This window comes from Reyranella sp., from assembly GCF_030651995.1.
Taxonomy (GTDB): Bacteria; Pseudomonadota; Alphaproteobacteria; order Reyranellales; family Reyranellaceae; genus Reyranella.
On the sequence record NZ_JAUSBN010000090.1, the window covers coordinates 12,320 to 33,343 of the forward strand.

The following is a 21,024-nucleotide window of genomic DNA, read 5'->3' on the forward strand; positions in this document are numbered from 1 at the left end:
GTTCCATGGCAGACAATCATTCCGGCGACTTCGACGTCGTCCTGGTCGGCGCCGGCATCATGAGCATGACGCTGGCCACCTTCCTCAAGGAGCTGCAGCCCCATCTCAGGATCAAGATCCTCGAGCGGCTGGAAGGCGAGGCGCAGGAAAGCTCGGGCCCGTGGAACAACGCCGGCACGGGTCATGCCGCCAACTGCGAGCTGAACTACACGCCGCAGCGCGCCGACGGCAGCGTCGACATCTCCCGGGCGCTGGAGGTCAATGTCGAGTTCGACATGTCGCGGCAGTTCTGGTCGTACCTGCTCCGGAAGGGCGCGATCGAGCGGGCCGACTCCTTCATCCATCCCGTGCCGCACATGAGCTTCGTGATCGGCGCCGACCGCCAGGCCTTCCTGAAGAAGCGCCACGCGGCGATGAGCGCGCATCACTGCTACCGCGGCATGGAATATTCCGAGGATCACAAGCAGATCGGCGAATGGGCACCGCTGATCATGGAAGGCCGCGATCCCAAGCAGCCCGTCGCCGCTACGCGCATGATAACCGGCGCCGACGTGAACTACGGCACGCTCACCACCAACCTGCTGAACTACCTCCGCCGTCAGGACGGATTCTCGATCGAGTTCTCGCAGGAGGTGACCGGCCTTCAGCGCCGCGCCGACGGCGGCTGGACGCTCGACGTCAAGGACGAGAAGACCCACGCCAGGAAGACGATCGGCGCGCGCTACGTCTTCCTCGGCGCCGGCGGCGCGGCGCTCACCCTGCTGCAGAAATCCGGCATCCCCGAAGCCGACGGCTTTGCCGGCTTCCCGGTGAGCGGCATCTGGCTGCGCTCGGGCCAGCAGGAAATCGCCACCCGCCACCTGGCCAAGGTCTACGGCATGGCGGCCAGCGGATCGCCCCCGATGTCGGTGCCCCACCTCGACACGCGCTACGTCGACGGCAAGCGCTGGCTCCTGTTCGGACCCTTCGCCGGCTTCTCGACCAAGTTCCTGAAGCACGGCTCGATGTTCGACCTGCCGCTGTCGCTGCGGCCCGACAATCTCCTGCAGCTGCTGGCCGTGGCGCGCGACAACCTCCCGCTCGAGGAATATCTCGTCGGCCAGGTGCTGCAGACCAAGTCGCACCGCTTCGATGCGCTGCGCGAGTTCTATCCCGCCGTCGACGAGAAGGACTGGGAGTTCGACGTCGCCGGCCAGCGCGTCCAGATCATCAGGAAGGACATGGCGCGCACCGGCAAGCTGGAGTTCGGCACCGAGATCGTGCATTCGGCGGACTCCACGATCGTGGCCCTGCTGGGCGCCTCGCCCGGCGCCTCGACCGCCGTCTGGATCATGGTCCACATGCTCGAGACCTGCTTCCATGAGGAGCTGGTCGGCCACTGGGTGCCCAAGCTGAAGGAGATGATCCCCTCCTACGGCCAGGACCTGAAGACGGACGCCGCGCTGGTCGAGCGCGTGCGCAAGGACACAGCCGAAGTGCTGGGCCTGCATACGGTCTGATGACCGATCCGCGGGCGCCGCTCACCGAGACCCTCGACGTCCTGCTGCGGTTCGGCGCGCTGATGCTGCGCGCCGGCGATACGGCGTTCCGGGTGCGCGATGCCATGCGTCGCCTGGCCCATGCGCTCGGCATCGAGCGGCTCGAGGTCGAGTTGTCGACCGTCGGCCTGGCCGCGACGGCGTGGACCGGAGGCGAGGCCACGACACTGGCACGCGAGATCGGTCCGCCCGGCGTCGATGCCTCGAAGATCGCCGCCCTGGAATCGCTGACGCTCCGCGCCGCTCCCGGCCTCGACACGGCGACGCTGCGAGCCGAGCTCGACGGGATCGAGAAGGCGCCCCCGTTGCACGGGCTGCTGCCGGTCGCCCTGTCGATGGCGGTCGCCTCGACGGCCTTCTGCTACCTCAACGGTGGCGACTTGCTGGCGACCGGTGCGGCGGCGGTCAGCGGGGGTATCGGCCAGGCGGCCCGGACCCTGCTGTCGCGCCAGGGCTTCAACCAGTTCGCCATGACCGCGCTGTGCGCCGTGCTGGCATCCGGCCTCTACTGCCTGATCGTGATGGGCTTCGGGGTGCATACCTTCGCCTTCGCCCACGCGATCGGCTTCATCTCGTCGGTGTTGTTCCTGGTGCCGGGCTTCCCCCTGGTCGCCGCGCTGCTCGACCTGACGCAGCACCAGACCCGGGCCGGCGTAACGCGTCTGTTCTACGGCGTGCTGCTGACCTTGAGCGCCGCCTGCGGCATGTCGGTCGTGGCGATGCTGGCCGGCCTCGCGCCGGCGCCCGCCGCGCCGCCGCCCGGCGCGATCGAGCCGCTCACCGTGCTGGGGCGGGCGCTCGCCTGCTTCGCCGGCGGCTATGGCTACGGCATCCTGTTCAACAACCCGCATCGCACGGTTCTCGCGGTGGCGCTGCTGTCGATGGTCGGGAACGAGGTACGGCTCGGCCTGCACGATTTCGGTCTTGCCCTGCCACAGGCGACATTCTTCGGCGCGCTGGCGGTCGGGCTGGGCGCGTCGCTGGTACGCGGTCGCCTGCACGCGCCACGCATCGCGCTGACGGTGCCCAGTATCATCATGATGACGCCCGGTCTGTTCGCCTTCCAGACGATCGTGTTCCTGAACCAGGGCAAGGCGCTGTCGGCGGTCGAGGCCGCCGCGACCTGTGGCTTCGCGGTCGGTGGCATGGCGATGGGTCTGATCGCCTCCCGCTTTCTCACCGAGCGGCAGTGGCGCTACGAGCGCTAGAGTCTTTCCGAGCCCGATCGAATCACCAACACCAACCTCATGCTGAGGAGCGCTCCGAAAGAGCGCGTCTCGAAGCATGGGCACGAGCACCCCGTCTGTCACCCATCCTTCGAGACGCGGCCTGCGGCCGCTCCTCAGGATGAGGGGGTCCTGAAACGGAGAGCCTCTAGCGCCTGGACTCAGAACTCTTCCCCTTTGCGGGCTCCGCAAAGGGGAAGTGCCCTCGTCTTGCCCGCGCCTACTCCGTCGCGACGTAGGGGTGCACCATCTTCGACGGATCGACGACCTTGTCGAACTCGGCCTCCGTCACGTACTCCAGCTTCAGCGCGGCCTCCTTCAGGGTGAGGTCGTGGTCGATCGCGTAGTGGGCGATCTTGGAGGCCTTGTCGTAGCCGATCACCGGCGCCAGCGCCGTCACCAGCATCAGCGAGCGATCGACATACTCCTTGATCTTCTTGAGGTTGGGCTGGGTGCCCTCGACCAGGAACTTGCGGAAGTTGGCGCAGCCGTCGGTCATCAGCGTGATCGAATGCGCGACGTTGTAGATCATCAGCGGCTTGTAGACGTTCATCTCGAGATAGCCGCTGGCGCCGCCGAAGCCGACCGCCACGTCGTTGGCCATGACCTGCACCGCGATCATGGTCAGCGCCTCGGCCTGGGTCGGGTTGACCTTGCCCGGCATGATCGAGGAGCCCGGCTCGTTCTCCGGGATGTGCAGTTCGGCGAAGCCGGCGCGCGGGCCGCAGGACATCAGGCGGATGTCGTTGCCGATCTTGTAGAGCGAGACCGCGAGCGTGCGGAACGCGCCCGAGAGCTGGACCAGGGCATCGTGCGCGCCCTGCACGGTGAACTTGTTGGGCGCCGTCACGAACGGCAGGCCCGTCAGCTTGGCGATCTCCGCCGCCGCCGCCTCGGCAAAGCCGGGGGCCGCGTTGATGCCGGTGCCGACCGCCGTACCGCCCAGCGCCAGGCGATAGACGCCCTTCAGCGCATCCTCGATCCTCTCGATATTGTCGGCCAGCATGCCGGCATAGCCCGACCATTCCTGGCCGAGCGTGATCGGCGTCGCATCCTGCATATGGGTGCGGCCGATCTTGACGATGTCCTTCCATGCCTTCGCCTTGGCGTCGATCGCGTCGTGCAGCGCCTGCAGCGACGGCAGCAGGCGCTCCTTCGTGTTCACCGCGGCGGCGATGTACATGACCGACGGGAACGAATCGTTGGAGGACTGCGACATGTTCACGTGATCGTTGGGATGCACCGGCGTCTTCGAGCCGAGCGGCGTGCCCGCGAGCTGGCAGCAGCGGTTCGAGATCACCTCGTTCACGTTCATGTTGAACTGCGTGCCGCTGCCGGTCATCCAGACGTGCAGCGGAAACATGTCGTGGTGCTGGCCGGCGAGAATCTCGTCGCAGGTCTCGAGGATCAGCTTGTGCGCCTCGTCGTCCAGTCGCTTGCCGTCATGGTTGGCGTTGGCGCAGGCCTTCTTCAGGGTCGCATAGGCGGTGATCATCTCGCGCGGCATCAGGTCCTTGCCGATGCTGAAATGCTCCAGCGACCGCTGTGTCTGCGCCCCCCAGAGCTTGTCGGCCGGAACGCTCACCTCTCCAAGGCTGTCTGTCTCTTTGCGAACGTCTGCCACGAGGCACCTCATCTGGTTTCGGCTGCGACAGTAGCCAACCTTCCACGCGCCGTCAGTCGTCCGATGACCGGGCCTTCCGCAGGGATTTGACAGTGCCGTGACGCTTCTTGTCGTCGACCCGGCGGCGCTTCGCCGCGCGGCTCACCTTGGTCTTCACGCGCGGCACCGGCTTGTGGGTCGCCTCGCGAACCAGCTCGATCAGGCGGGCGAGCGCCTCCTCGCGGTTGCGCAACTGGCTGCGATGGCCCTGGGCCACCAGCACCAGCACGCCGTCGCGCGTCAGGCGCCGGCCCGCCAGGCGTTCCAGCCGCTGCCGCACATCGTCGGGCAGCGACGGCGAACGGCGGACGTCGAAACGAAGCTGCACCGCCGTCGACGTGGTGTTGACGTGCTGGCCGCCGGGACCGGCGGCGCGCACGAAACTTTCCTGGATCTCGTCCGGGTCGATCGCCAGCGAACCGGTCACCCGGATCGGGGCCGCCCCGCCCGGCGTCATTCCTTGCCGCCGGCCTTGCGCAGCATCGCCTCGACGGATCCGCGGTTGTTCTGCCTGGCGTAGGCCAGCGCGGTGCGGCCGGTGAAGTCGCGCGAATTGGGGTCGGCCTTCTTGTCGAGGAGGAGCCGCACGATCTCGGCATAGCCACGCCCCGAGGCGATCATCAGCGCTGTCTGGCCCTGGCGATTCTGTCCGCGCGTGCTTGCGTTGCGACGCAGCAGGATGTCCGCGATCTCGACATCCCCCTTTTCGGCCGCGCGCATCAGCGCCGTGTAGCCTTCGCGATCCGTCGCATCGGGAATGGCACCGCCCTTGAGCAGGGTCTCGACCACCGGAATGTGTCCGGCACGGACCGCCACGATCAGCAGCGGCTGACCGTTGTTGGCGGTCTGGTTCGGGCTCTCCTGCTTCAGCAGGGCCTGCCGCACCTTCTCCTCGTCGCCCTCGATGACTGACTTGACGATCTGCTTCTGGCCGAACACGTCCGAGCTGGACTGCGCGAGCGCGGCGCCTGCCGGAACGGTCATCGAGAGGGCAAGAAAAGCACGTCGGATCATGGCTATCTCCCGCGGGTTTCCTGATAGCGGACCTCGACACGGTCCCAGATCTGCGCCTCCAGCGAGACGCCGTCGAAGCGATTGATCTGCTGCAGGCCGGTCGGCGAGGTGACGTTGATCTCGGGGAGATAGTCGCCGATCACGTCGATGCCGACGAAGATCAGGCCGAGCCGGGCGAGCTCCGGGCCGATCGTCTCGCACAGCTCGATGTCACGCTTGGTGAGAGACGCCTTAACCGCCTTGCCGCCGACATGCATGTTGGAGCGCGCCTCGCCGGCCGCCGGAACCCGATCGATCGCGCCGACCGGCTTGCCGTCGATCAGGATGATGCGCTTGTCGCCCTTGCGGACCTCGGGAAGGTAGCGCTGGGCGATCACCGGCTCGCGGCTGCGCTGCGAGAACATCTCCAGCAGCGACGCGAAATTCTCGTCGTCGGGGCGAACGCGGAAGACGCCGGCGCCACCGTTGCCGAACAGCGGCTTCAGGATGATGTCCTGATGCTCGTCGCGGAACTCGCGCAGCGCGCGCGCATCGGCGGTGATCAGCGTCGGCGGCATCACATTGTCGAAATGCGTGACGAACAGCTTCTCCGGCGCGTTGCGCACGCTGGCCGGATCGTTGACCACCAGCGTCTTCGGATGGATGTGCTCGAGCAGGTGCGTCGTCGTGATGTACGACATGTCGAACGGCGGGTCCTGGCGCAGCAGCACGACGTCGAAGGTCGACAGATCGATCATCTCGGGCGCGCCGAGCGTGAAATGGTTGCCCTTCTCGCGGCGCAGCTTCAACGGCTGCGCGCGTGCCATCACCTTGCGGTCGCGGAAGATCAGGTCGGGCGGCGTATAGTGCCAGACCGCATAGCCGCGCTTCTCGGCCTCCAACCCCAGCACGAAGGTCGAATCGCCGTCGATGTCGATCGTCGAGACATGGTCCATCTGGATGGCGACGTTGAGCTTCATGGCGGAATCCTGACTGGCGGGGCTGAGGTCGAGTGGTTTCAGTTAAGGCCGCGTCGCAGTTCCTGCAACAGGGCCGAGGCCTGCCGGCGGAGGTCGTCGTCGCCGTCGAGTTCGAGGATGCGTTCATAGGCCGCGATGGCCGCCCGCCGCTTGTCGAGGCGTGCATTGAGCTGGCCGGCCTCGAACAGCAGTTCGATCCGGTCCGGCGCGATCGCCAGCATACGGTCGAGCGAGCGCGCCGTCCCGTGCCAGTCCTCGCGTCTGGCGAGGCGCAGCCGCACGTTGTTCTCAAGTCGCAGCAGCACGTCGCGGTCGGAGACGGCATCGAAATGAGCCGGCGCGAGTTCGGCGTCGGGGCCCAGGACCTGCCGCAGGAGCCTGCGCAGATCCGCGGCCTCGCGCACGGCCCCCTCGTGGAAGGGATCGATGACATGGCGGGCGCCGTCGATACCGATGCGGATCAGGAAATGACCCGGGAACGCCAGGCCCTCGGCCTGCCAGCCCTGGGCGCGGGCGACATGCAGGTAGAGGATCGACAGCGCGACGGGCAGGCCCTTGCGGCGCTCGATGACGCGCACCAGGTCGGCGTTCTGCAGGTCGTCGTAGGTCTCGCTGTCGCCGCGATAGGCGTAGGACCGCGCGATCACCGCCGACAGCGCTTCCGGCGTCGCACCGCGCCGATGCACCAGATCCGCCAGGTCGTCGGTCATTGCCGTCACATGCTGGCGGAAGGGCGCAAGGTCCGTCGGCGCCCCGCCGCCGAGGACGCTCAGCAGGAATCCCGCCTCGAGCAGGTCGATCCGCTCGCCGTCGCCGGCACAAAGATCCTTCAGTCGCCCCAGGTCATTCGTCAGATCATCCGTCACGAATCACTCCGGCGCTTGCCAGACGTCGGGCAGGTGGCGCGGCCACACGCCACCGACCAGCACCGCATCGAAGCGCACCGAGCAGGCGGCATAGCGCGGATGATGGGCGATGAACAGGCTGGCGGCGCGCGACACGCGGCCGAACTGACGATCCCCCAGCGCGTCGGCCGCCTTCACGAAATCGCCGCGCGCCTTGACCTCGACGAAGGCCAGCACGCTGCCGCGGCGCGCCACGATGTCGATCTCGCCCAGCCGCGTCTTGTAGCGCCGCACCAGGATCGTGTAGCCGCCGAGCCGTAGCCGCCATACCGCCCGCCATTCGGCGGCATGACCCATGCGGTAGGCCTTCTGGCGGGCCTTGGTCGTCACGGCGCGCCGCGCTTCAGCTCGAGGGCGCGGGCATAGACGTCGCGCCGCTTCAGCCCGTAGCGCGCCGCCACCTCGGCCGCGGCATCCTTCACCGACGCCCCCGTCATCGCCTCCCGCAAGGCATCGTCGACGGTGCCGGCGCTGCGCTCCGTGTCGGCGGAGGGCGCACCGATCACGATCACGATCTCGCCCTTCACGTCGGGATGGCTGGCGTAGTGGGCCGCCAGCGCGCCGAGCGGGGCACGGCGGACCTCCTCGAACAGCTTGGTGAGCTCGCGCGCCACGGCCGCCGGGCGATCGCCCAGCAGGTCCACCAGATCGGCCAGCGACTCAGGCAGGCGATGCGGCGCCTCGAAGAACACGAGGGTCGACGGAATGGACGCCACCTCGCCGATGGCACGCCGCCGATCCGTCGCCTTGGCCGGCAGGAAGCCCGCGAAGAAGAAGCGGTCGGTCGGCAGTCCCGACAGGGCCAGCGCCATTGGAACGGCCGAGGGGCCCGGCGCCGAGGTGACCGGATGGCCGGCCTCGACCGCCGCCCGCACCAGCCGATAGCCCGGATCGGAGATCAGCGGCATGCCGGCATCCGAAACCAGGGCGACGCTCTTGCCGGCGGCCAGCGCCCGCACGAGACGCGGCTCGGACTTGTCCTGCGTGGCGTCGCTGTAGGACACGGTTGGGGCGGAAATGCCGTAGTGGGTCGCGAGTTTGGCGAACACGCGGGTATCCTCGCAGGCGATCAGGTCGGCCGCTTGCAGCACGTCGAGCGCGCGCAGCGTGATGTCGCGCATGTTGCCGATGGGTGTGGCAACAATATGCAGCCCCGGAGCGAGCGGCGGTTTACGCGGGGGCTGCCCACCGGTAGCTTGGGGTCGTTCGTCCAAGTCCATCTGTTTCCGATCGCCGGAGTACGCGCCGATGCGTAGGTCATTCATTGCGCTTGCCACTGCCGCCCTTCTGGTGGGCGCCTGCAGCGAGCCGCCCAAGCCTAGCACGAGGACGGCGCAGGCGGTGACTGTCACGCCCAAGGCCGGTTCCCCGCTGACCGCGTCCGGCAAGGCGCGCATTGCCCTCCTGCTGCCGCTCAGCGGTCGTGCCGCGCCGATCGGGCAGGCCATGCAGCAGGCGGCCGAAATGGCGCTGTTCGACACCGGCTCCAAGGATATCGCCCTGTCGGCCTATGACAGCGGCGAGAGCGCCGACACCGCCATCGAGGCCTACCGCAAGGCCCGGCTCGACGGGGCGGCCCTCGTCCTGGGACCGCTCTACGGGACGTCGGCCTCGGCCCTGGTGCCCCTGGTCAACCAGGGCGGCATGAACGTGGTGGCCTTCTCCAACGACGAGCAGGTGGCTCAGCGCGGCGTCTGGATCATGGGCATCGCCGCCCCGCCGCAGGTCCGGCGCGTGGTCGACCATGCCTTCGAGGCCGGCATCCGCCGCTTCGCGACCTTCGCGCCGCAGACGCCCTACGGCCAGCAGATGTCGAGCACGCTCGAGACCTATGTCACGCGGCGCGGCGGCACCGTGGTCGGCCGCGAGTTCTTCGACCCCAACGGCGCCGACATCCCGGCGCAGGCCCGGCTGCTCGCCGCTTCGGCCCGGACCGAGGGGGAAAGCAGCAAGGTCGCGGTCCTCGTGCCGGTGGCGCCGCCCCTCCTGTCGACCGCGCTCGCCTCCCTCGCCACCAACGGCCTCGACGGCCGCGCCATCCAGCTCATCGGCACGGGCGTGTGGGATTTCCCCGGCGTCGGCGCGGAGACCATGCTGCGCGGCGCCTGGTACGCCGCGCCCGATCCGGCAAAACGTGCCGACTTCGAGCGCCGGTTCGTTTCGACCTATGGCCGGCCGCCGCACCGGCTGGCGACGCTCGCCTACGACGGTGTGGGGCTTGCCGGCCAGCTCGCGCGGCTGAAGCCGGGCGGCGACTTCTCGGCCGAGGCGATCGCCAATCCAAACGGATGGTCGGGTGTCGACGGCATCTTCCGCTTCCTGCCCGACGGCCGCTCCGAGCGGGCGCTCGCCGTGATCGAGATCCAGGGCGACCGCGGCGTGGTCGTCAGTCCCGCCCCCTCTACCTTCGCCGGCCAGCCGACGAACTGACATGGCCGATCTTCCCAAAGCGGGCCTCCCCCGCGCGATACTGTTCGACATGGACGACACGCTGATCCGCGCCTACGCCCAGCCCGAGGAGGCGTGGACGCGCCTGCTCCATGTCTTTTCCGCCCATCTCGACGCCCATGACGAGGCGTCCATCGCGCGCGTGCGCACGGCCATCATGGAGGAGGCGCGGGCCTTCTGGAACGACCGGGCCGAGGCCGCGAAGTGGCGGCTCGACATCGCCGGCGCGCGGCGTCTCTCGGTCCGGCGCGGGCTCGGCCGGCTCGGCCGCGAGGATGACGCGCTGGCCGACCGCATCGCCGATTCCTTCACGGAACTGAGGCGCCAGGAATACCGGCTCTACCCCGACGCCCATGCCACGGTGGACGCGCTGCGCGATGCCGGCGTCCGGCTGGCGCTCGTGACCAACGGCGCGGGCGAGACTCAGCGGGCCAAGATCGAGCGGTTCGAACTCGCCCATCGCTTCCATCACATCCAGATCGAGGGCGAATTCGGCCAGGGCAAACCCGAACTGGCGGTCTACCGCCACGCGCTGGAGCGGCTGGGCGTCGGCCCGGAAGACGCCTGGATGGTCGGCGACAACTACGAATGGGAAGTGGTGGCGCCGCAGGCGCTGGGCATGTGCGGCATCTGGTACGACCCGTTCGACGCCGGCGTGCCCGCGAACGCGACGGCCAAGCCGACCCGCATCATCAAGCGCCTCGCCGAACTGATCGAGTAGAGTTCAAGCCAAACAACAACCAATTCCGTCGTCCTTCGACTGCGCCGCCCTGCGGGCGGCTCCGCTCAGGACCACGGGAAGTACCCTACGCCGCGCCGTTGCCCGCGCTGCGCGGCGGCACGCCGATTGCGGCGCGGTCGATGACCGCCTTCACCTCGGCGCTGCGTCGGCCGAGCGCGTAGCGCAGCCCGGTATAGAGGTTCACCGGAAACGGCATGTCGGCGTTGAAGTCGATGATCAGTACGACGCGCGTCTCGTCGGTCTGGTTCTTGACCCAATGCTCGCGCGTATCGTCGAACACCAGCGGCACGCCTTCTTCCCAGAAGAAATGGTGCCCGCCGATCTCGATCCAGCACTTCTCCGGCTCGCTCGGCACGATCAGCGGGTAATGGAAGCGCACGACGCCCGCCGCGGAGCCGCGATGGGGCTCGATCTCGGCCCGCCCGGCCAGGATGCTGAACAGGGCCGTGTGCACCCCGGGTATCCGGTTGATGGCCGCCATCGTGTCGGGAACCGCTGCCGTGTTCTCCGTGATCTCGTGACCGTAGATCTTCAGGATGAAGGTGCGCCAGGCGCGACCCGGCACGTAGAGGTCGCGCGGATGGACCTCGTGCAGGGTGGGGATTTCCTCGTGATGGCTGAGCAGGTAGGCGAGGTCGGCCTTGATCTTGTCGTGGCGCTTCCTGAGCTCGGCCAGGAACGGAAACGACTTCAACGCCTCCTCGCCGGCCAGCGGCAGCCTGGGCATGTTCTGCAGAATCCAGTCCGAGAGCCTGAGATTTAGATTCTCGAGTGGCTCCTGGGGCACCCAGATATTCTTCGTGAGATAGAAGCGGCCCTTCTGGCCAACGCCCTGCGGTACATCCGTCGTCGTCATGCGGGAGCAATCCTGCCTGCTGCCAGTCCCGATTTTCTTGCACGAAAAACGCGAGTAGATGCTGCCTCGTGCATCGAACAGCGCGTATTTCTGGGACAAACTTTTCCCCGATGCAATAACCCGAATGTCGCAAAAACCGGGTGGTCCGCTGCGTCGGCGAATGGCCTATGGTGCGCCCATGACCACTCAAAGCGCTCAGGCTGCCGGCGCCTCGCCGGAGGCCATCCGTTCGCACTACGACGTCGGCAACGATTTCTATCGGCTGTGGCTCGACGAGACGATGACCTACTCCTCGGCGATGTGGCGCGACGAGGACGACACCGCCTCCCTCGCCGATGCCCAGCGCCGCAAGATCGACTGGCACCTGCGCCACGCCGGCGCCGACCGCGCGACCTCCCTGCTCGACATCGGCTGCGGCTGGGGCGGCATGTTGCGCGCCGCGGTCGCCACGCGGGCGCCCGGCGCCGAGCCGTTGCAGCGCGGCGTCGGACTGACCCTGAGCGATGCCCAGGCCGAACTCGCTCGCGCCGCGCTGCGCGACGCCGGCTCGCCGCCCGTCGAGATCCGCGTCGAGAGCTGGGCCGACCACCGGCCGGCCGAGCCCTACGGCGCCATCATCTCGGTCGGCGCGTTCGAGCACTTCACCAAGCCCAAGGACGATGCGGCCACCAAGACCGCGATCTACCGCCACTTCTTCACGCGCTGCCACGACATGCTGGCGCCCGATGCGCGCATGACCTTGCAGACCATCGCCTATGGCGATCCCGACGACAAAGTGCCGATGGGTCCCCTGGTCGAAGACATCTTTCCCGAATCGGAACTGCCGCGCCTGCCCGAGATCCTGGCCGCCGCCAACGGGATCTTCGAGGTCGAGCGCTTCCGCAACGACCGCACCGACTATGGCCGGACCTGCGAGATCTGGGCGGCCAATCTCAAGAACCGGCGGGCCGAAGCGCTCGAGATGGTCGGCAAGGAGCAGACGCGGCGCTATGAACGCTATCTCAAATTCTCCGCCTGGGGGTTCTTCTCGCACCGCCTGCACCTGCTGCGCTTCCGCCTGAAGCGCCGCTAGCCGGAGCCGCCATGACCGCCCTCGACGCCTTCGCCGCCAGCCTCACGGCCGACGCGCCACCCGCCGGATCCAGCCCCGCCCTGCAGGCCCTGTGGTGGGCGCGCCGCGGCGACTGGGCGCAGGCCCACGAATGCGTCCAGGCACACGAGGGCGAGGCCGACTGCGACAGCGTGCACGCCCATCTCCACCGCCAGGAAGGCGATCTCGCGAACGCCGGCTACTGGTACCGGCGGGCGGGCCGGCCGGTGGCGCCGCAGTCGCTCGACGAGGAATGGACGGCCCTCGCGACGGAGCTGCTGACGAGGACCTGACTTCGAGAACGACCCGGGGGAATCGCCGCACGGGGGGAGGCCGTTTCCCCGACAGTTGTTTCGTTTATTTCGTTTGTTTCGGTTGGACGCCCCGACCGGCACCGGGGAAACTCCAGGATCTCTCCGATCAAGATAGAATTGCCGCCCCACCAACCTCATGCTGAGGAGGCCCGAAGGGCCGTCTCGAAGCATGGGCACGAGCACCACGTTTGTTGCCCATCCTTCGAGACGCACGCCTTCGGCGTGCTCCTCAGGATGAGGGTGGTGGGTGGATGAATTTGAAGCGGGAAGCTCTGGCCCGCGCGTTAGGCCGTCCACGATGGACGACCGGTCAGGACTCGTCGTAGCTGCGCTTGAGGAGTGCTGTCGCGCGTTCCAGGTCGCCCGGCGTCGACAGGGTGATCTCCAGATCGCCGCTTCCATAGTGGCCGATATTCGACACGTCGCGCGTGACTACGGGCGGCCGCACACCCCCGCCCTGAGACGACGGATAATTTATGCTCGCCGGCTACTTGTCTTCCGGCTTCAGCATCAGCCGCTCGACCCGGCCGCCCTTGAGCAGGTGGGTGTCCAGCACCTCGTCGACGTCTTCCTTGGTCGGCACCCGGTACCAGATCCCTTCCGGATAGATGACGAGGGTCGGCCCCAGTTCGCAGCGGTCGAGGCACCCGGCGTTGTTGATGCGCACGTTCTTGAGGCCGAGCGCCTTGGCGCGGCTCTTCATGTGGTCGCGCAGGGCCTCGCCGCCGCGCTCGGCGCAGCAGCCGCGCGGGTGACCGGCCGGGCGTCGGTTGGTGCAGCAGAAGACGTGGGCTTCGTAGTAGGGCCTGGGATCGGCTGGCTTGTCGCGCTGGCTCATGATCTCGCTATTCCTTCTTGGCCGTTCCGCCGGTGGCGATGTTGGCGAGCTGGGACCAGAAGACCTGCTGCATCTGCTGCATCTGGTCCATGCCCTGCATGGAGGCCGGCAGCCAGGTCTTGAAGATCGTCTCGGGGTTCATCGACCCCAGGCTGGAGCGCAGGCGCTCCTCGATCTCGCTCATGATGCGATCCTGCATCGGCTTGATGTCCGGCAGGCCCATGAAGGCGCGGGCCTCCTCGGGCGTGCAGGTCACTTCGACATTCACCTTCATGGGCCACTCCGTTTTGGGGAGCTTAGCATGCTATGACCCGGGCATGACGACCCCCTGGCTGACCAAGAATCCGCGCGCCACGCGCCCCCTGCCCTTCGGTCGCGAGCAGCAGTTCGTGATCAATCCCAACGGGATTCCCGAACTGTGCGAGGAGCTGAAGGCCTGCCCGGCACACAGACCGACACCGCTCTACGAACTGCCGGCGCTGGCCCAGCGGCTGGGCGTGGGCGAGATCCGGGTCAAGGACGAGAGCCAGCGCTTCGGGTTCGGCGCCTTCAAGGCGCTGGGCGGCGTGATCGCCGTCGCCAACGTGCTGACCGGCGCGGTCGGCGAGGCCCACCATTCCACGCCCTCCTTCGAGAGCGTGATGAAGGGCGAGCACAAGGAAATCACCGGCCGCTTCGTGTTCACTGCCGCCAGCTCGGGCAACCACGGCCGCTCCGTCGCCGCCGGCGCGAAGCTGTTCGGCAATCGCTGCGTGATCTTCCTGCCGAAGTTCACCAGCGCCGAGAAGGAGGCCGCCATCCGGGCGCGTGGCGCCGAGGTGATCCGCGTCGACGGCGACTACGACACCGCGGTCGCCGAGTGCCGCCGCCAGGCCGAGACCAACGGCTGGACGATCATCTCCGACACGTCGTGGGAGGGCTACGACCAGGTGCCGCGCAGCGTCATGCGCGGCTATTGCGTGCTGGTCCACGAGGCGGCCGTCGAGCAATGGGGCGCAGCGCCCACCCATGTATTCGTGCAGGCCGGCGTCGGTGGCCTGGCGGCGGCGGTGATCGGCTATCTCTGGGCGGTGTGCGACGAGCGCCCGGTCTCGATCGTGGTCGAGCCCGAGAGCGCGGATTGCTGGTTCCAGAGCAACCTCGCCGGCAAGCCCACGCTGGCCAGCGGCAATGCCGATACGGTGATGGGCGGACTGGCCTGCCGCGAAATCTCGCCCGTGACCTGGCCGATCATCGGCGCGGCCGCCGACTGGTTCATGACCATCGGGGAAGACAGCGTCCTGCCGGCCCGCCGGCTCTACGCCAATCCGCTGGGAAACGATCCCGCGATCATCTCCGGCCCGTCGGGCTGCGCCGGCCTTGCCGGCCTGATGCGCGTCTGCACCGACGCGGACGCCTTCAAGGCGCTGGGCCTCGGCCCGACCTCGCGCGTGCTGCTGATCAACAGCGAAGGCAATCTGGGCGAGCCGCTGCCATCCTGACAGCACATCGCATAGTTGATCTTCCCTGTCTCACACGCCTCGTGGTAGCACTCCTCCCGCCGGGCCTTCCGGCAGGGGGAGACGCGAGAGAATGAACCTGGAGAAAGTGGCGGGCCTTGGCCGCCTGATGATGGCTGTCGGCCTGCTGGCGACGACGGCGGCTTGTGCGACGGTGGTCGGCGGCACCACCCAGGAAGTCTACGTGGATAGCGAGCCGAAGGGCGCCACCTGCACGGTCAATCGCCAGGGCGCCACCGTCGGGTTCATCAAGCCGACACCGGGCAAGGTGGGCCTCTCGCGCTCCAAGGAAACCGTCATCCTGAGCTGCACCCTCGAGGGCTACGAGCAGTCGAACGAGGTCCTGGTCGCCAGCTTCACCGGTGCCACGGTGGGCAACATCCTGCTGGGCGGACTGGTCGGCGTCGCCATCGATGCAGCCTCCGGCGCCAACAACAAGTACCCCGAGCGCGTGATGGTCATCCTGACACCGGCGAGCTTCCCGAGCGACGAGGCGCGCGACGCCCACTATGCCGGCATCCGCCAGCGCATCGAGGCCGGCGCCAAGGCCGAAATCGACCTCGTAAACACGCGCTGCGGCTCGACGGACCGCGAACTCTGCACGATCGAGGCCAAGCAGATCTCCGACGCCCGCGACAAGGCACTGGCCGATCTCGACCGCCGCCGGCTGGCCGCGAAGGTCGTGCCAGCCTGACATCGGCTCACTGACATTCTTGTCTCGCTGCACGAAGCGACGCATCCTGTGGGCACATCACAGGAGTTTCGGTTCGTGCAGCTTCAGCTCAAGACCTGGCAGTTCGTCGACGACTATCTCAAGTCCAAGACCGGCATCATCATCCCCATCGGCTCGACCGAGCAGCATGGCCCGACCGGCCTGATCGGCACCGACGCGCTGACGGCGGAAATGATCGCCCGCGGCGCCGGCGAGAAGGTGGGCGCGCTGGTGGCGCCGACCATCTCGGTCGGCATGGCGCAGCATCATCTCGACTTCGCGGGCTCCATCACCCTGAAGCCGACCACCCTGATCGCCGTCGTGCGCGACACGGTCGTCTCGCTGGCGCGGCACGGCTTCACCCGCTTCTTCTTCGTGAACGGCCATGGCGGCAACATCGCCACCGTCACCGCGGCCTTCTCCGAGATCTATGCCGAGCGTTCGATGGAGCGGATGAGCAACCAGCCCTCCATCAAGTGCGCGCTCCGCAACTGGTGGGACGGGCCCGGCATCAAGCGGCTGAGTTCCGAACTCTATCCGACCGGCGAGGGCAGCCACGCCACCGCCTCCGAGGTGGCGCTCACCTGGTACAAGTATCCCGAGACGATCCAGCGCAAGGAGATGGAGCCGCGCATCGCGCCGAACGGCTCCTTCGCCGACGCCGAGGATTATCGCCGCACCTTCCCCGACGGCCGCATCGGCTCGGACCCCAACCAGGCCACGCCCGAACACGGCAAGCGCTTCTACGACACCGCCGTCGAGGAGGTCGCCCGCGACTACGAGGCCTGGGTGGCGCGGTAGAGTAACTCCCCATCTGAATGCAAGACTGTCCGGGGAAAATGGCGCGCGATTTCGGATAGGAAAAATTGTCATCCCGAGCGCAGCGAGGGACCTTTAGAGCCACCGAACAAAGGTCCCTCGCTGCGCTCGGGATGACAACGTGCGTACCAATCGAGACGGCTGGACAAACTCGGGGGCGTGAGTTGAACGCTCCTGCATCTGAAACAACTGAGGTCTGCTATCGCGACACCCGCTCACGATGCAGGATGTAGAGGCCTGAGCCCACGATCACCGCGATGCCGGCGAGCGCCAGGGTGTTGGGGACCTCGCCCCACACGACGTAGCCGATGGCGAGCGCCCACAGGATCGAGGAATAGCGAAACGATCCCATGACCGAGATCTCGCCGCCCGAGCGCAGCGCGATCACGAGGAACTGGTAGCCGATCGCGAGCAGCAGCGACGACGCCACGATGTAGCCCAGGGCGCGCGCATCGATCGGCTGCCAGCCTTCGACCAGGGCCCAGGCGCAGCCGACGAGAGCGACGGTGATCGCCGTGGTGAAGGACACGACCAGCGTCGGCACGGCCGGCGGCAGGTGACGCGCGATGATGTCGCGAAAGGCGCCGAGAAACGTGCCGGTGAGCGCCACCCAGGTCCAGCCGTTGATGTCGCTCGGTCGCGGCTGGATCACCAGCAGCACGCCCACGAAGCCCACGCCCACCGCGGTCCACCGCCGCCAGCGGACATCCTCCTTGAGCATGAGGACGGCGAGCACCGTCAGGATCAGCGGCGTGGAGAGGTTGACGGCGGTGGCGATCGCAAAGGGGATCTGGAACAGCGCGATCAGGTAGATGATGGCCGCGCCGGCTTCCAGGCCGCCGCGCAGCATGACCTTGGGATGGACCGCGTAGGCCATCTTGCGCCAGGCGCCCGTCGCCAGCAGCGCCAGCGCACACCACAGCGTGGCGAAGAGCCCGCGCACGCCGATCGACTGGACCGACGGCACGGTCTCGGCCGCGAGCTTGATCAGCGCATCGTTGAAGATGAAGACGACGACAGACGCCAGCATCGCCACGATGCCGCGGGTATTGTCGATCATGATCGGGCTGCTGACGAAGTGACTACTTCGCCATCTTCTCGATCATCTTCCACTGCTCGGCGGAGACCGGCACCACCGAGAGGCGCGACTGGCGCACCAGGCCGAAATCCGCGAGCTTGGGATCGGCCTTGATCGCGGCCAGCGTCACCGGGTTCTTCACCGGCGCGACCGGCTTCACGTCGACGGTCACGGCCTTGCCCGCCGCGTCGGTGGGATCGGGATAGGCGGGCTTCACGACCTCGGCGATGCCCACGATCTCCTTGCCCTCGTTGGAATGGTAGAAGAAGCAGCGGTCGCCGGGCTTCATCGCCTTGAGGTTGATCGCGGCCTGGGCGTTGCGCACGCCCGTCCAGGAGGTCTCGCCATCCTTCACGAACTGCGCCCAGGAATAGACCGAGGGCTCGGACTTGATGAGCCAGTAAGCCATTTCGTTTCCCCCGCCTTCTTATTTGCCTTCGCGCCGCAGCGGCCGCGCCAACCGGGCGCGAATCGACTCGTCGAGATCCGCGCCGCGATGCAGGATAGCATCGACGGCGGTGCATATCGGCATCTCGATGCCGAGCTTCGCGGCGCGTTCGAGAACCGCCGGCGCCGTCGCCGCGCCTTCGACCACCTGCCGCCGGCCCTGCATGTAGGTTTCGTATGACGTGCCCTTGCCGAGCGCAGCACCGAGCGAGCGATTGCGCGACAACGGTCCCTGACAGGTGAGCACGAGATCGCCGAGCCCGCTCAGCCCCGTCAGCGTTTCGAGACGGGCACCCATGGCGAGGCCCAGCCGCGCCATCTCGGCGAAGCCACGCGTGATCAGCGCGGCGGCGGCGTTGTGGCCGAGGCCGCGGCCCTCGACGATGCCGGCCGCGATGGCCAGCACGTTCTTCACGGCGCCCCCCAGCGACACGCCCACCACATCGTCAGTCCAGTAGGGCCGGAACATGCCGGCGGCGAGCGAGGCCGCGAGGTCGCGCCCGAGGGCGGCATCGGCGGTGGCGATGCTGACCGCCGTGGGAAGACCCTGGACCGCTTCCTCGGCGAAGCTCGGACCCGAGAGCATGGCGATGGGGCGACCGGGCAGAACCTCGGCCAGCACCTCGGGCATCAGCAGGCCGCTCGTGGCCTCGATGCCCTTGGCGCAGATCACGACGGGACCGCTTCCGGGCAGGTCCTGCGCCACGACGCGCAACGCCTGGGCCGGACAGACCAGAAGGATCGCATCGCAGTCGGCGAGCCGGGCGAGGTCCGTTGCCGCTTCGATGCCGGCGTCGAGCGATTGCCCCGGCAGGTAGATCTCGTTGCGACGGTCGTGCGCGATCGCGGCCGAAACACTGCGATCGCGCGACCAGAGGGTCACCTTGCGACCGGCCCGGCGACCGAGACAGGCCAGCGCCGTCCCCCAGGCGCCGCCGCCCACGACGCCGATATGCGCGATGCCCGTCACGCGATCCCTGTCACAGGCTGAGATTGAAGGCGATGGAGATGCGCTGGGCGGTGCCGCGATAGGGCCGCACCTGGTGCAGCACCCACGACGGGAACATCACCAGCCGCCCGGCCCGCGGCGAGATCGTCTGGTTGGTGCCGACCGACAGGCCGCCCGGCAGGCTGAAGGCGAGATAGGGCGCGTACATCGCCGGCGCCGGTCCGCGCGGATCCATGAACTCGAGTTCGCCGCCCAGCGACGGATCGGCCGGGATGCCGCCATCGTCGACATAGTAGACGCCCGACCAGTAGCTGCCGGGATGGGAATGGAATTCGTTGCCGTGGCCGCCGCGGTTGATGTTGGCCCAGATGTTGGCCTTCCACGCGATCGTGACGGCATTGCCTTCGCGATCGCTGGTGCTGCGGTTGGCGATGTTGCGCGCGATCGCCAGCAGCTTGATCGCCGCAACGCCCGCCCATTTGTCGAGGTCCCAGGTCGACTGCCAGCCGCCGAGCGTGCTGTGCGGCTCGTTCGGTTGCTCGGCCTCGCGCTTGGCCAGGACCGGGATCAGCGCGGCATTGAGCTGCGGACCGTCGGAAAGATCGGCGATCAGGATCGGCGTCGCGAAGGCGGCGACGGTGTCGAAGGCGGGCGGGGCCTGGCTCATGGCGGCACTCTACATCCGATTGGCGGCGGCGGGATCGAGCGGCCAGCGCGGCCGGGGACGAAAATCGAGCGCATCGACCTGGCCGAGGCGCAGCCGTTCGACGCCGGCCCAGGCGATCATGGCGCCATTGTCGGTGCAGAGCCTGACCGGCGGGGCGACCAGCTTCGCGCCGTGCGCCGCCGCGACCTCTTCGAGCCGACCGCGCAGATACACATTGGCCGCGACGCCGCCGGCCACCACGAGCGTCGATGACGGGGCCAGCGCCAGCGCGTTGGCGCAGCGGTCGGCGAAGACGTCGCCCACCGTGCGCTGGAAGGAGGCGCAGAGATCGGCGACGGCGCGCGGATCGTCGGCCGGCAGCTTCTCGACCGTCTGGCGCACGGCGGTCTTGAGGCCGGAGAAGGAGAAGTCGCAGCCGGGCTTGCGCCACATCGGACGCGGCAGCGCGAAGCGGCGCGGGTCGCCGCCTGCGGCCGCCCGCTCGACCGCGGGCCCGCCGGGAAAACCCAGCCCCAGCAGCTTGGCGGTCTTGTCGAAGCATTCGCCCGCCGCATCGTCGATGGTCGTGCCCAGCCGCGTGAAGTCGCCGGGACCGCGCACCGTGAGGAGCTGGCAATGGCCGCCCGACACGAGCAGCAGCAGATAGGGAAACGACACCGGCTCGGTCAGCCGCACGGAGAGCGCATGACCTTCGAGATGGTTGACCGCGATGAACGGCTTGTCGTGCGCGAAGGCCAGCGCCTTGGCGGTCATGACGCCGACCATCACGCCGCCGATCAGCCCCGGCCCGCCGGTCGCGGCGATGGCGTCGAGATCGGCCAGCCCGACGCCCGCTTCGTCGAGCGCCTGGGCAACCAGCCCATCAAGGCGCTCGAGATGCGCCCGCGCCGCGATCTCCGGCACCACGCCGCCGAACCGCCGATGCTCGGTGAGCTGGCTGTAGACCGTGTTGGACAGGATCCGGCCGACCGGCTGGGTCCCCGCCGCACCCTCGACCACGGCGACGGCGGTCTCGTCACAGCTCGTTTCGATGCCCAGCACGCGCATGCGTGACTTCTAGCGGCCCGCGCGCCGGGGCGCCAGATGACGGATCGTCCGGTAGGGCAATCGCAAATGAGGTAAAGGTCCCCCTGAATTCACAAACGAAGTGCAACACCAGCTTAGGGTGTTGCAATGGGCGAACAATACGACCAGCTCAGTCTTGAAGAGCGCGGCAAGGTTGCCGAGCTACACCAGGCCGGCCATTCGATCCGCCAAGTC

At 67.9% G+C, this 21,024-nt stretch carries 25 protein-coding genes; 9 read left to right on the forward strand and 16 right to left on the reverse strand.

All coding sequences use genetic code 11. The features are described from left to right. Positions 1-5 precede the first annotated feature (5 nt). On the forward strand, positions 6-1,499 hold the full coding sequence (gene mqo / locus Q7V45_RS26780; protein WP_304857625.1) for a malate dehydrogenase (quinone): 1,494 nt from the start codon (positions 6-8) through the stop codon (positions 1,497-1,499). After that, on the forward strand, positions 1,499-2,746 hold the full coding sequence (locus tag Q7V45_RS26785) for a threonine/serine exporter ThrE family protein (protein WP_304857627.1): 1,248 nt from the start codon (positions 1,499-1,501) through the stop codon (positions 2,744-2,746). The genes mqo and Q7V45_RS26785 overlap by 1 nt, the downstream gene beginning before the upstream one ends. A gap of 238 nt (positions 2,747-2,984) precedes the next feature. Here the strand turns inward: Q7V45_RS26785 and fumC are convergent, their stop codons facing one another. The 7 genes from fumC to rsmI are packed head-to-tail and all read right to left on the reverse strand — an operon-like array spanning position 2,985 to position 8,570. Further along, entirely contained in the window at positions 2,985-4,388 is a 1,404-nt protein-coding gene (fumC, locus tag Q7V45_RS26790) for a class II fumarate hydratase (protein ID WP_370692669.1), read from the reverse strand. Between the two features lie 52 nt (positions 4,389-4,440). Next, positions 4,441-4,884 (reverse strand): alternative ribosome rescue aminoacyl-tRNA hydrolase ArfB, encoded by a 444-nt coding sequence (arfB, locus tag Q7V45_RS26795; protein WP_304857631.1) that lies wholly within the window; start codon positions 4,882-4,884, stop codon positions 4,441-4,443. Next, a complete protein-coding gene (locus tag Q7V45_RS26800) occupies positions 4,881-5,441 on the reverse strand; it encodes an ankyrin repeat domain-containing protein (RefSeq protein WP_304857633.1) in 561 nt (186 codons plus the stop codon). Before Q7V45_RS26800 ends, arfB begins: the two co-directional genes overlap by 4 nt. 2 nt (positions 5,442-5,443) lie before the next feature. Beyond that, positions 5,444-6,400: a glutathione synthase gene (gene gshB / locus Q7V45_RS26805; RefSeq protein ID WP_304857635.1), complete on the reverse strand. Its 957-nt coding sequence runs from the start codon at positions 6,398-6,400 to the stop codon at positions 5,444-5,446. Between the two features lie 38 nt (positions 6,401-6,438). Beyond that, the gene (locus Q7V45_RS26810) at positions 6,439-7,266 is read right to left on the reverse strand and encodes a SirB1 family protein (protein WP_304857638.1); all 828 of its coding nucleotides are present in this window, start codon (positions 7,264-7,266) and stop codon (positions 6,439-6,441) included. 3 nt (positions 7,267-7,269) lie between these two features. Next, the gene (locus Q7V45_RS26815) at positions 7,270-7,635 is read right to left on the reverse strand and encodes a YraN family protein (protein WP_304857639.1); all 366 of its coding nucleotides are present in this window, start codon (positions 7,633-7,635) and stop codon (positions 7,270-7,272) included. Further along, the gene (rsmI, locus tag Q7V45_RS26820; protein WP_370692670.1) at positions 7,632-8,570 is read right to left on the reverse strand and encodes a 16S rRNA (cytidine(1402)-2'-O)-methyltransferase; all 939 of its coding nucleotides are present in this window, start codon (positions 8,568-8,570) and stop codon (positions 7,632-7,634) included. Before rsmI ends, Q7V45_RS26815 begins: the two co-directional genes overlap by 4 nt. Between rsmI and Q7V45_RS26825 the strand changes: the two genes are divergently transcribed. Together Q7V45_RS26825 and Q7V45_RS26830 are read left to right on the forward strand one after the other, a co-directional pair. Further along, positions 8,554-9,735: a penicillin-binding protein activator gene (locus tag Q7V45_RS26825; protein ID WP_304857642.1), complete on the forward strand. Its 1,182-nt coding sequence runs from the start codon at positions 8,554-8,556 to the stop codon at positions 9,733-9,735. The two genes, rsmI and Q7V45_RS26825, sit on opposite strands and share 17 nt — an antisense overlap. Before the next feature lies 1 nt (position 9,736). Then, positions 9,737-10,474, forward strand: coding sequence for an HAD family hydrolase (locus Q7V45_RS26830; protein ID WP_304857644.1), 738 nt, complete (start codon positions 9,737-9,739; stop codon positions 10,472-10,474). Positions 10,475-10,559: 85 nt separating this feature from the next. Here the strand turns inward: Q7V45_RS26830 and Q7V45_RS26835 are convergent, their stop codons facing one another. Then, positions 10,560-11,351 carry an aspartyl/asparaginyl beta-hydroxylase domain-containing protein gene (locus Q7V45_RS26835; protein ID WP_304857646.1) on the reverse strand — a complete coding sequence of 264 codons (792 nt, stop codon included), beginning with the start codon at positions 11,349-11,351 and terminating at the stop codon, positions 10,560-10,562. 178 nt (positions 11,352-11,529) lie between these two features. Here Q7V45_RS26835 and Q7V45_RS26840 point away from each other — a divergent pair, with 178 nt between their 5' ends. After that, positions 11,530-12,423, forward strand: a complete 894-nt coding sequence (locus Q7V45_RS26840) for a cyclopropane-fatty-acyl-phospholipid synthase family protein (protein WP_304857648.1) — start codon at positions 11,530-11,532, stop codon at positions 12,421-12,423. Positions 12,424-12,434: 11 nt separating this feature from the next. Continuing rightward, positions 12,435-12,734 carry a hypothetical protein gene (locus tag Q7V45_RS26845; protein ID WP_304857650.1) on the forward strand — a complete coding sequence of 100 codons (300 nt, stop codon included), beginning with the start codon at positions 12,435-12,437 and terminating at the stop codon, positions 12,732-12,734. 331 nt (positions 12,735-13,065) lie between these two features. Here Q7V45_RS26845 and Q7V45_RS26850 read toward each other — a convergent pair whose 3' ends face one another. From Q7V45_RS26850 to Q7V45_RS26860, 3 genes are read right to left on the reverse strand one after another with little or no spacing between them, the layout of a single operon-like run. Next, complete coding sequence (locus Q7V45_RS26850; RefSeq protein ID WP_304857652.1) at positions 13,066-13,203, reverse strand: hypothetical protein; 138 nt, start codon at positions 13,201-13,203, stop codon at positions 13,066-13,068. Between the two features lie 39 nt (positions 13,204-13,242). Then, a complete protein-coding gene (locus Q7V45_RS26855; protein ID WP_304857654.1) occupies positions 13,243-13,593 on the reverse strand; it encodes a ferredoxin in 351 nt (116 codons plus the stop codon). 7 nt (positions 13,594-13,600) lie between these two features. Then, complete coding sequence (locus Q7V45_RS26860; protein ID WP_304857656.1) at positions 13,601-13,867, reverse strand: DUF6489 family protein; 267 nt, start codon at positions 13,865-13,867, stop codon at positions 13,601-13,603. A 43-nt stretch (positions 13,868-13,910) separates the two neighbouring features. On the opposite strand from Q7V45_RS26860, the gene Q7V45_RS26865 reads away from it, so the two are divergent. The 3 genes from Q7V45_RS26865 to Q7V45_RS26875 all read left to right on the forward strand — a co-directional run bounded on the left by Q7V45_RS26865 (position 13,911) and on the right by Q7V45_RS26875 (position 16,605). Further along, the gene (locus Q7V45_RS26865; protein WP_304857658.1) at positions 13,911-15,074 is read left to right on the forward strand and encodes a diaminopropionate ammonia-lyase; all 1,164 of its coding nucleotides are present in this window, start codon (positions 13,911-13,913) and stop codon (positions 15,072-15,074) included. Positions 15,075-15,165: 91 nt separating this feature from the next. Next, complete coding sequence (locus Q7V45_RS26870) at positions 15,166-15,786, forward strand: hypothetical protein (protein ID WP_304857660.1); 621 nt, start codon at positions 15,166-15,168, stop codon at positions 15,784-15,786. A 75-nt stretch (positions 15,787-15,861) separates the two neighbouring features. After that, complete coding sequence (locus Q7V45_RS26875; RefSeq protein ID WP_304857662.1) at positions 15,862-16,605, forward strand: creatininase family protein; 744 nt, start codon at positions 15,862-15,864, stop codon at positions 16,603-16,605. 217 nt (positions 16,606-16,822) lie between these two features. Here the strand turns inward: Q7V45_RS26875 and Q7V45_RS26880 are convergent, their stop codons facing one another. The 5 genes from Q7V45_RS26880 to tsaD are packed head-to-tail and all read right to left on the reverse strand — an operon-like array spanning position 16,823 to position 20,811. Further along, positions 16,823-17,683 carry a DMT family transporter gene (locus tag Q7V45_RS26880; RefSeq protein ID WP_304857664.1) on the reverse strand — a complete coding sequence of 287 codons (861 nt, stop codon included), beginning with the start codon at positions 17,681-17,683 and terminating at the stop codon, positions 16,823-16,825. A 22-nt stretch (positions 17,684-17,705) separates the two neighbouring features. Next, positions 17,706-18,110 (reverse strand): EVE domain-containing protein, encoded by a 405-nt coding sequence (locus Q7V45_RS26885; protein WP_304857666.1) that lies wholly within the window; start codon positions 18,108-18,110, stop codon positions 17,706-17,708. Between the two features lie 18 nt (positions 18,111-18,128). After that, positions 18,129-19,118, reverse strand: coding sequence for an NAD(P)H-dependent glycerol-3-phosphate dehydrogenase (locus Q7V45_RS26890; RefSeq protein WP_304857668.1), 990 nt, complete (start codon positions 19,116-19,118; stop codon positions 18,129-18,131). 10 nt (positions 19,119-19,128) lie between these two features. Further along, entirely contained in the window at positions 19,129-19,764 is a 636-nt protein-coding gene (locus Q7V45_RS26895; RefSeq protein ID WP_304857670.1) for a TIGR02466 family protein, read from the reverse strand. Positions 19,765-19,773: 9 nt separating this feature from the next. Then, on the reverse strand, positions 19,774-20,811 hold the full coding sequence (gene tsaD / locus Q7V45_RS26900; RefSeq protein WP_304857671.1) for a tRNA (adenosine(37)-N6)-threonylcarbamoyltransferase complex transferase subunit TsaD: 1,038 nt from the start codon (positions 20,809-20,811) through the stop codon (positions 19,774-19,776). Positions 20,812-21,024 lie beyond the last annotated feature (213 nt).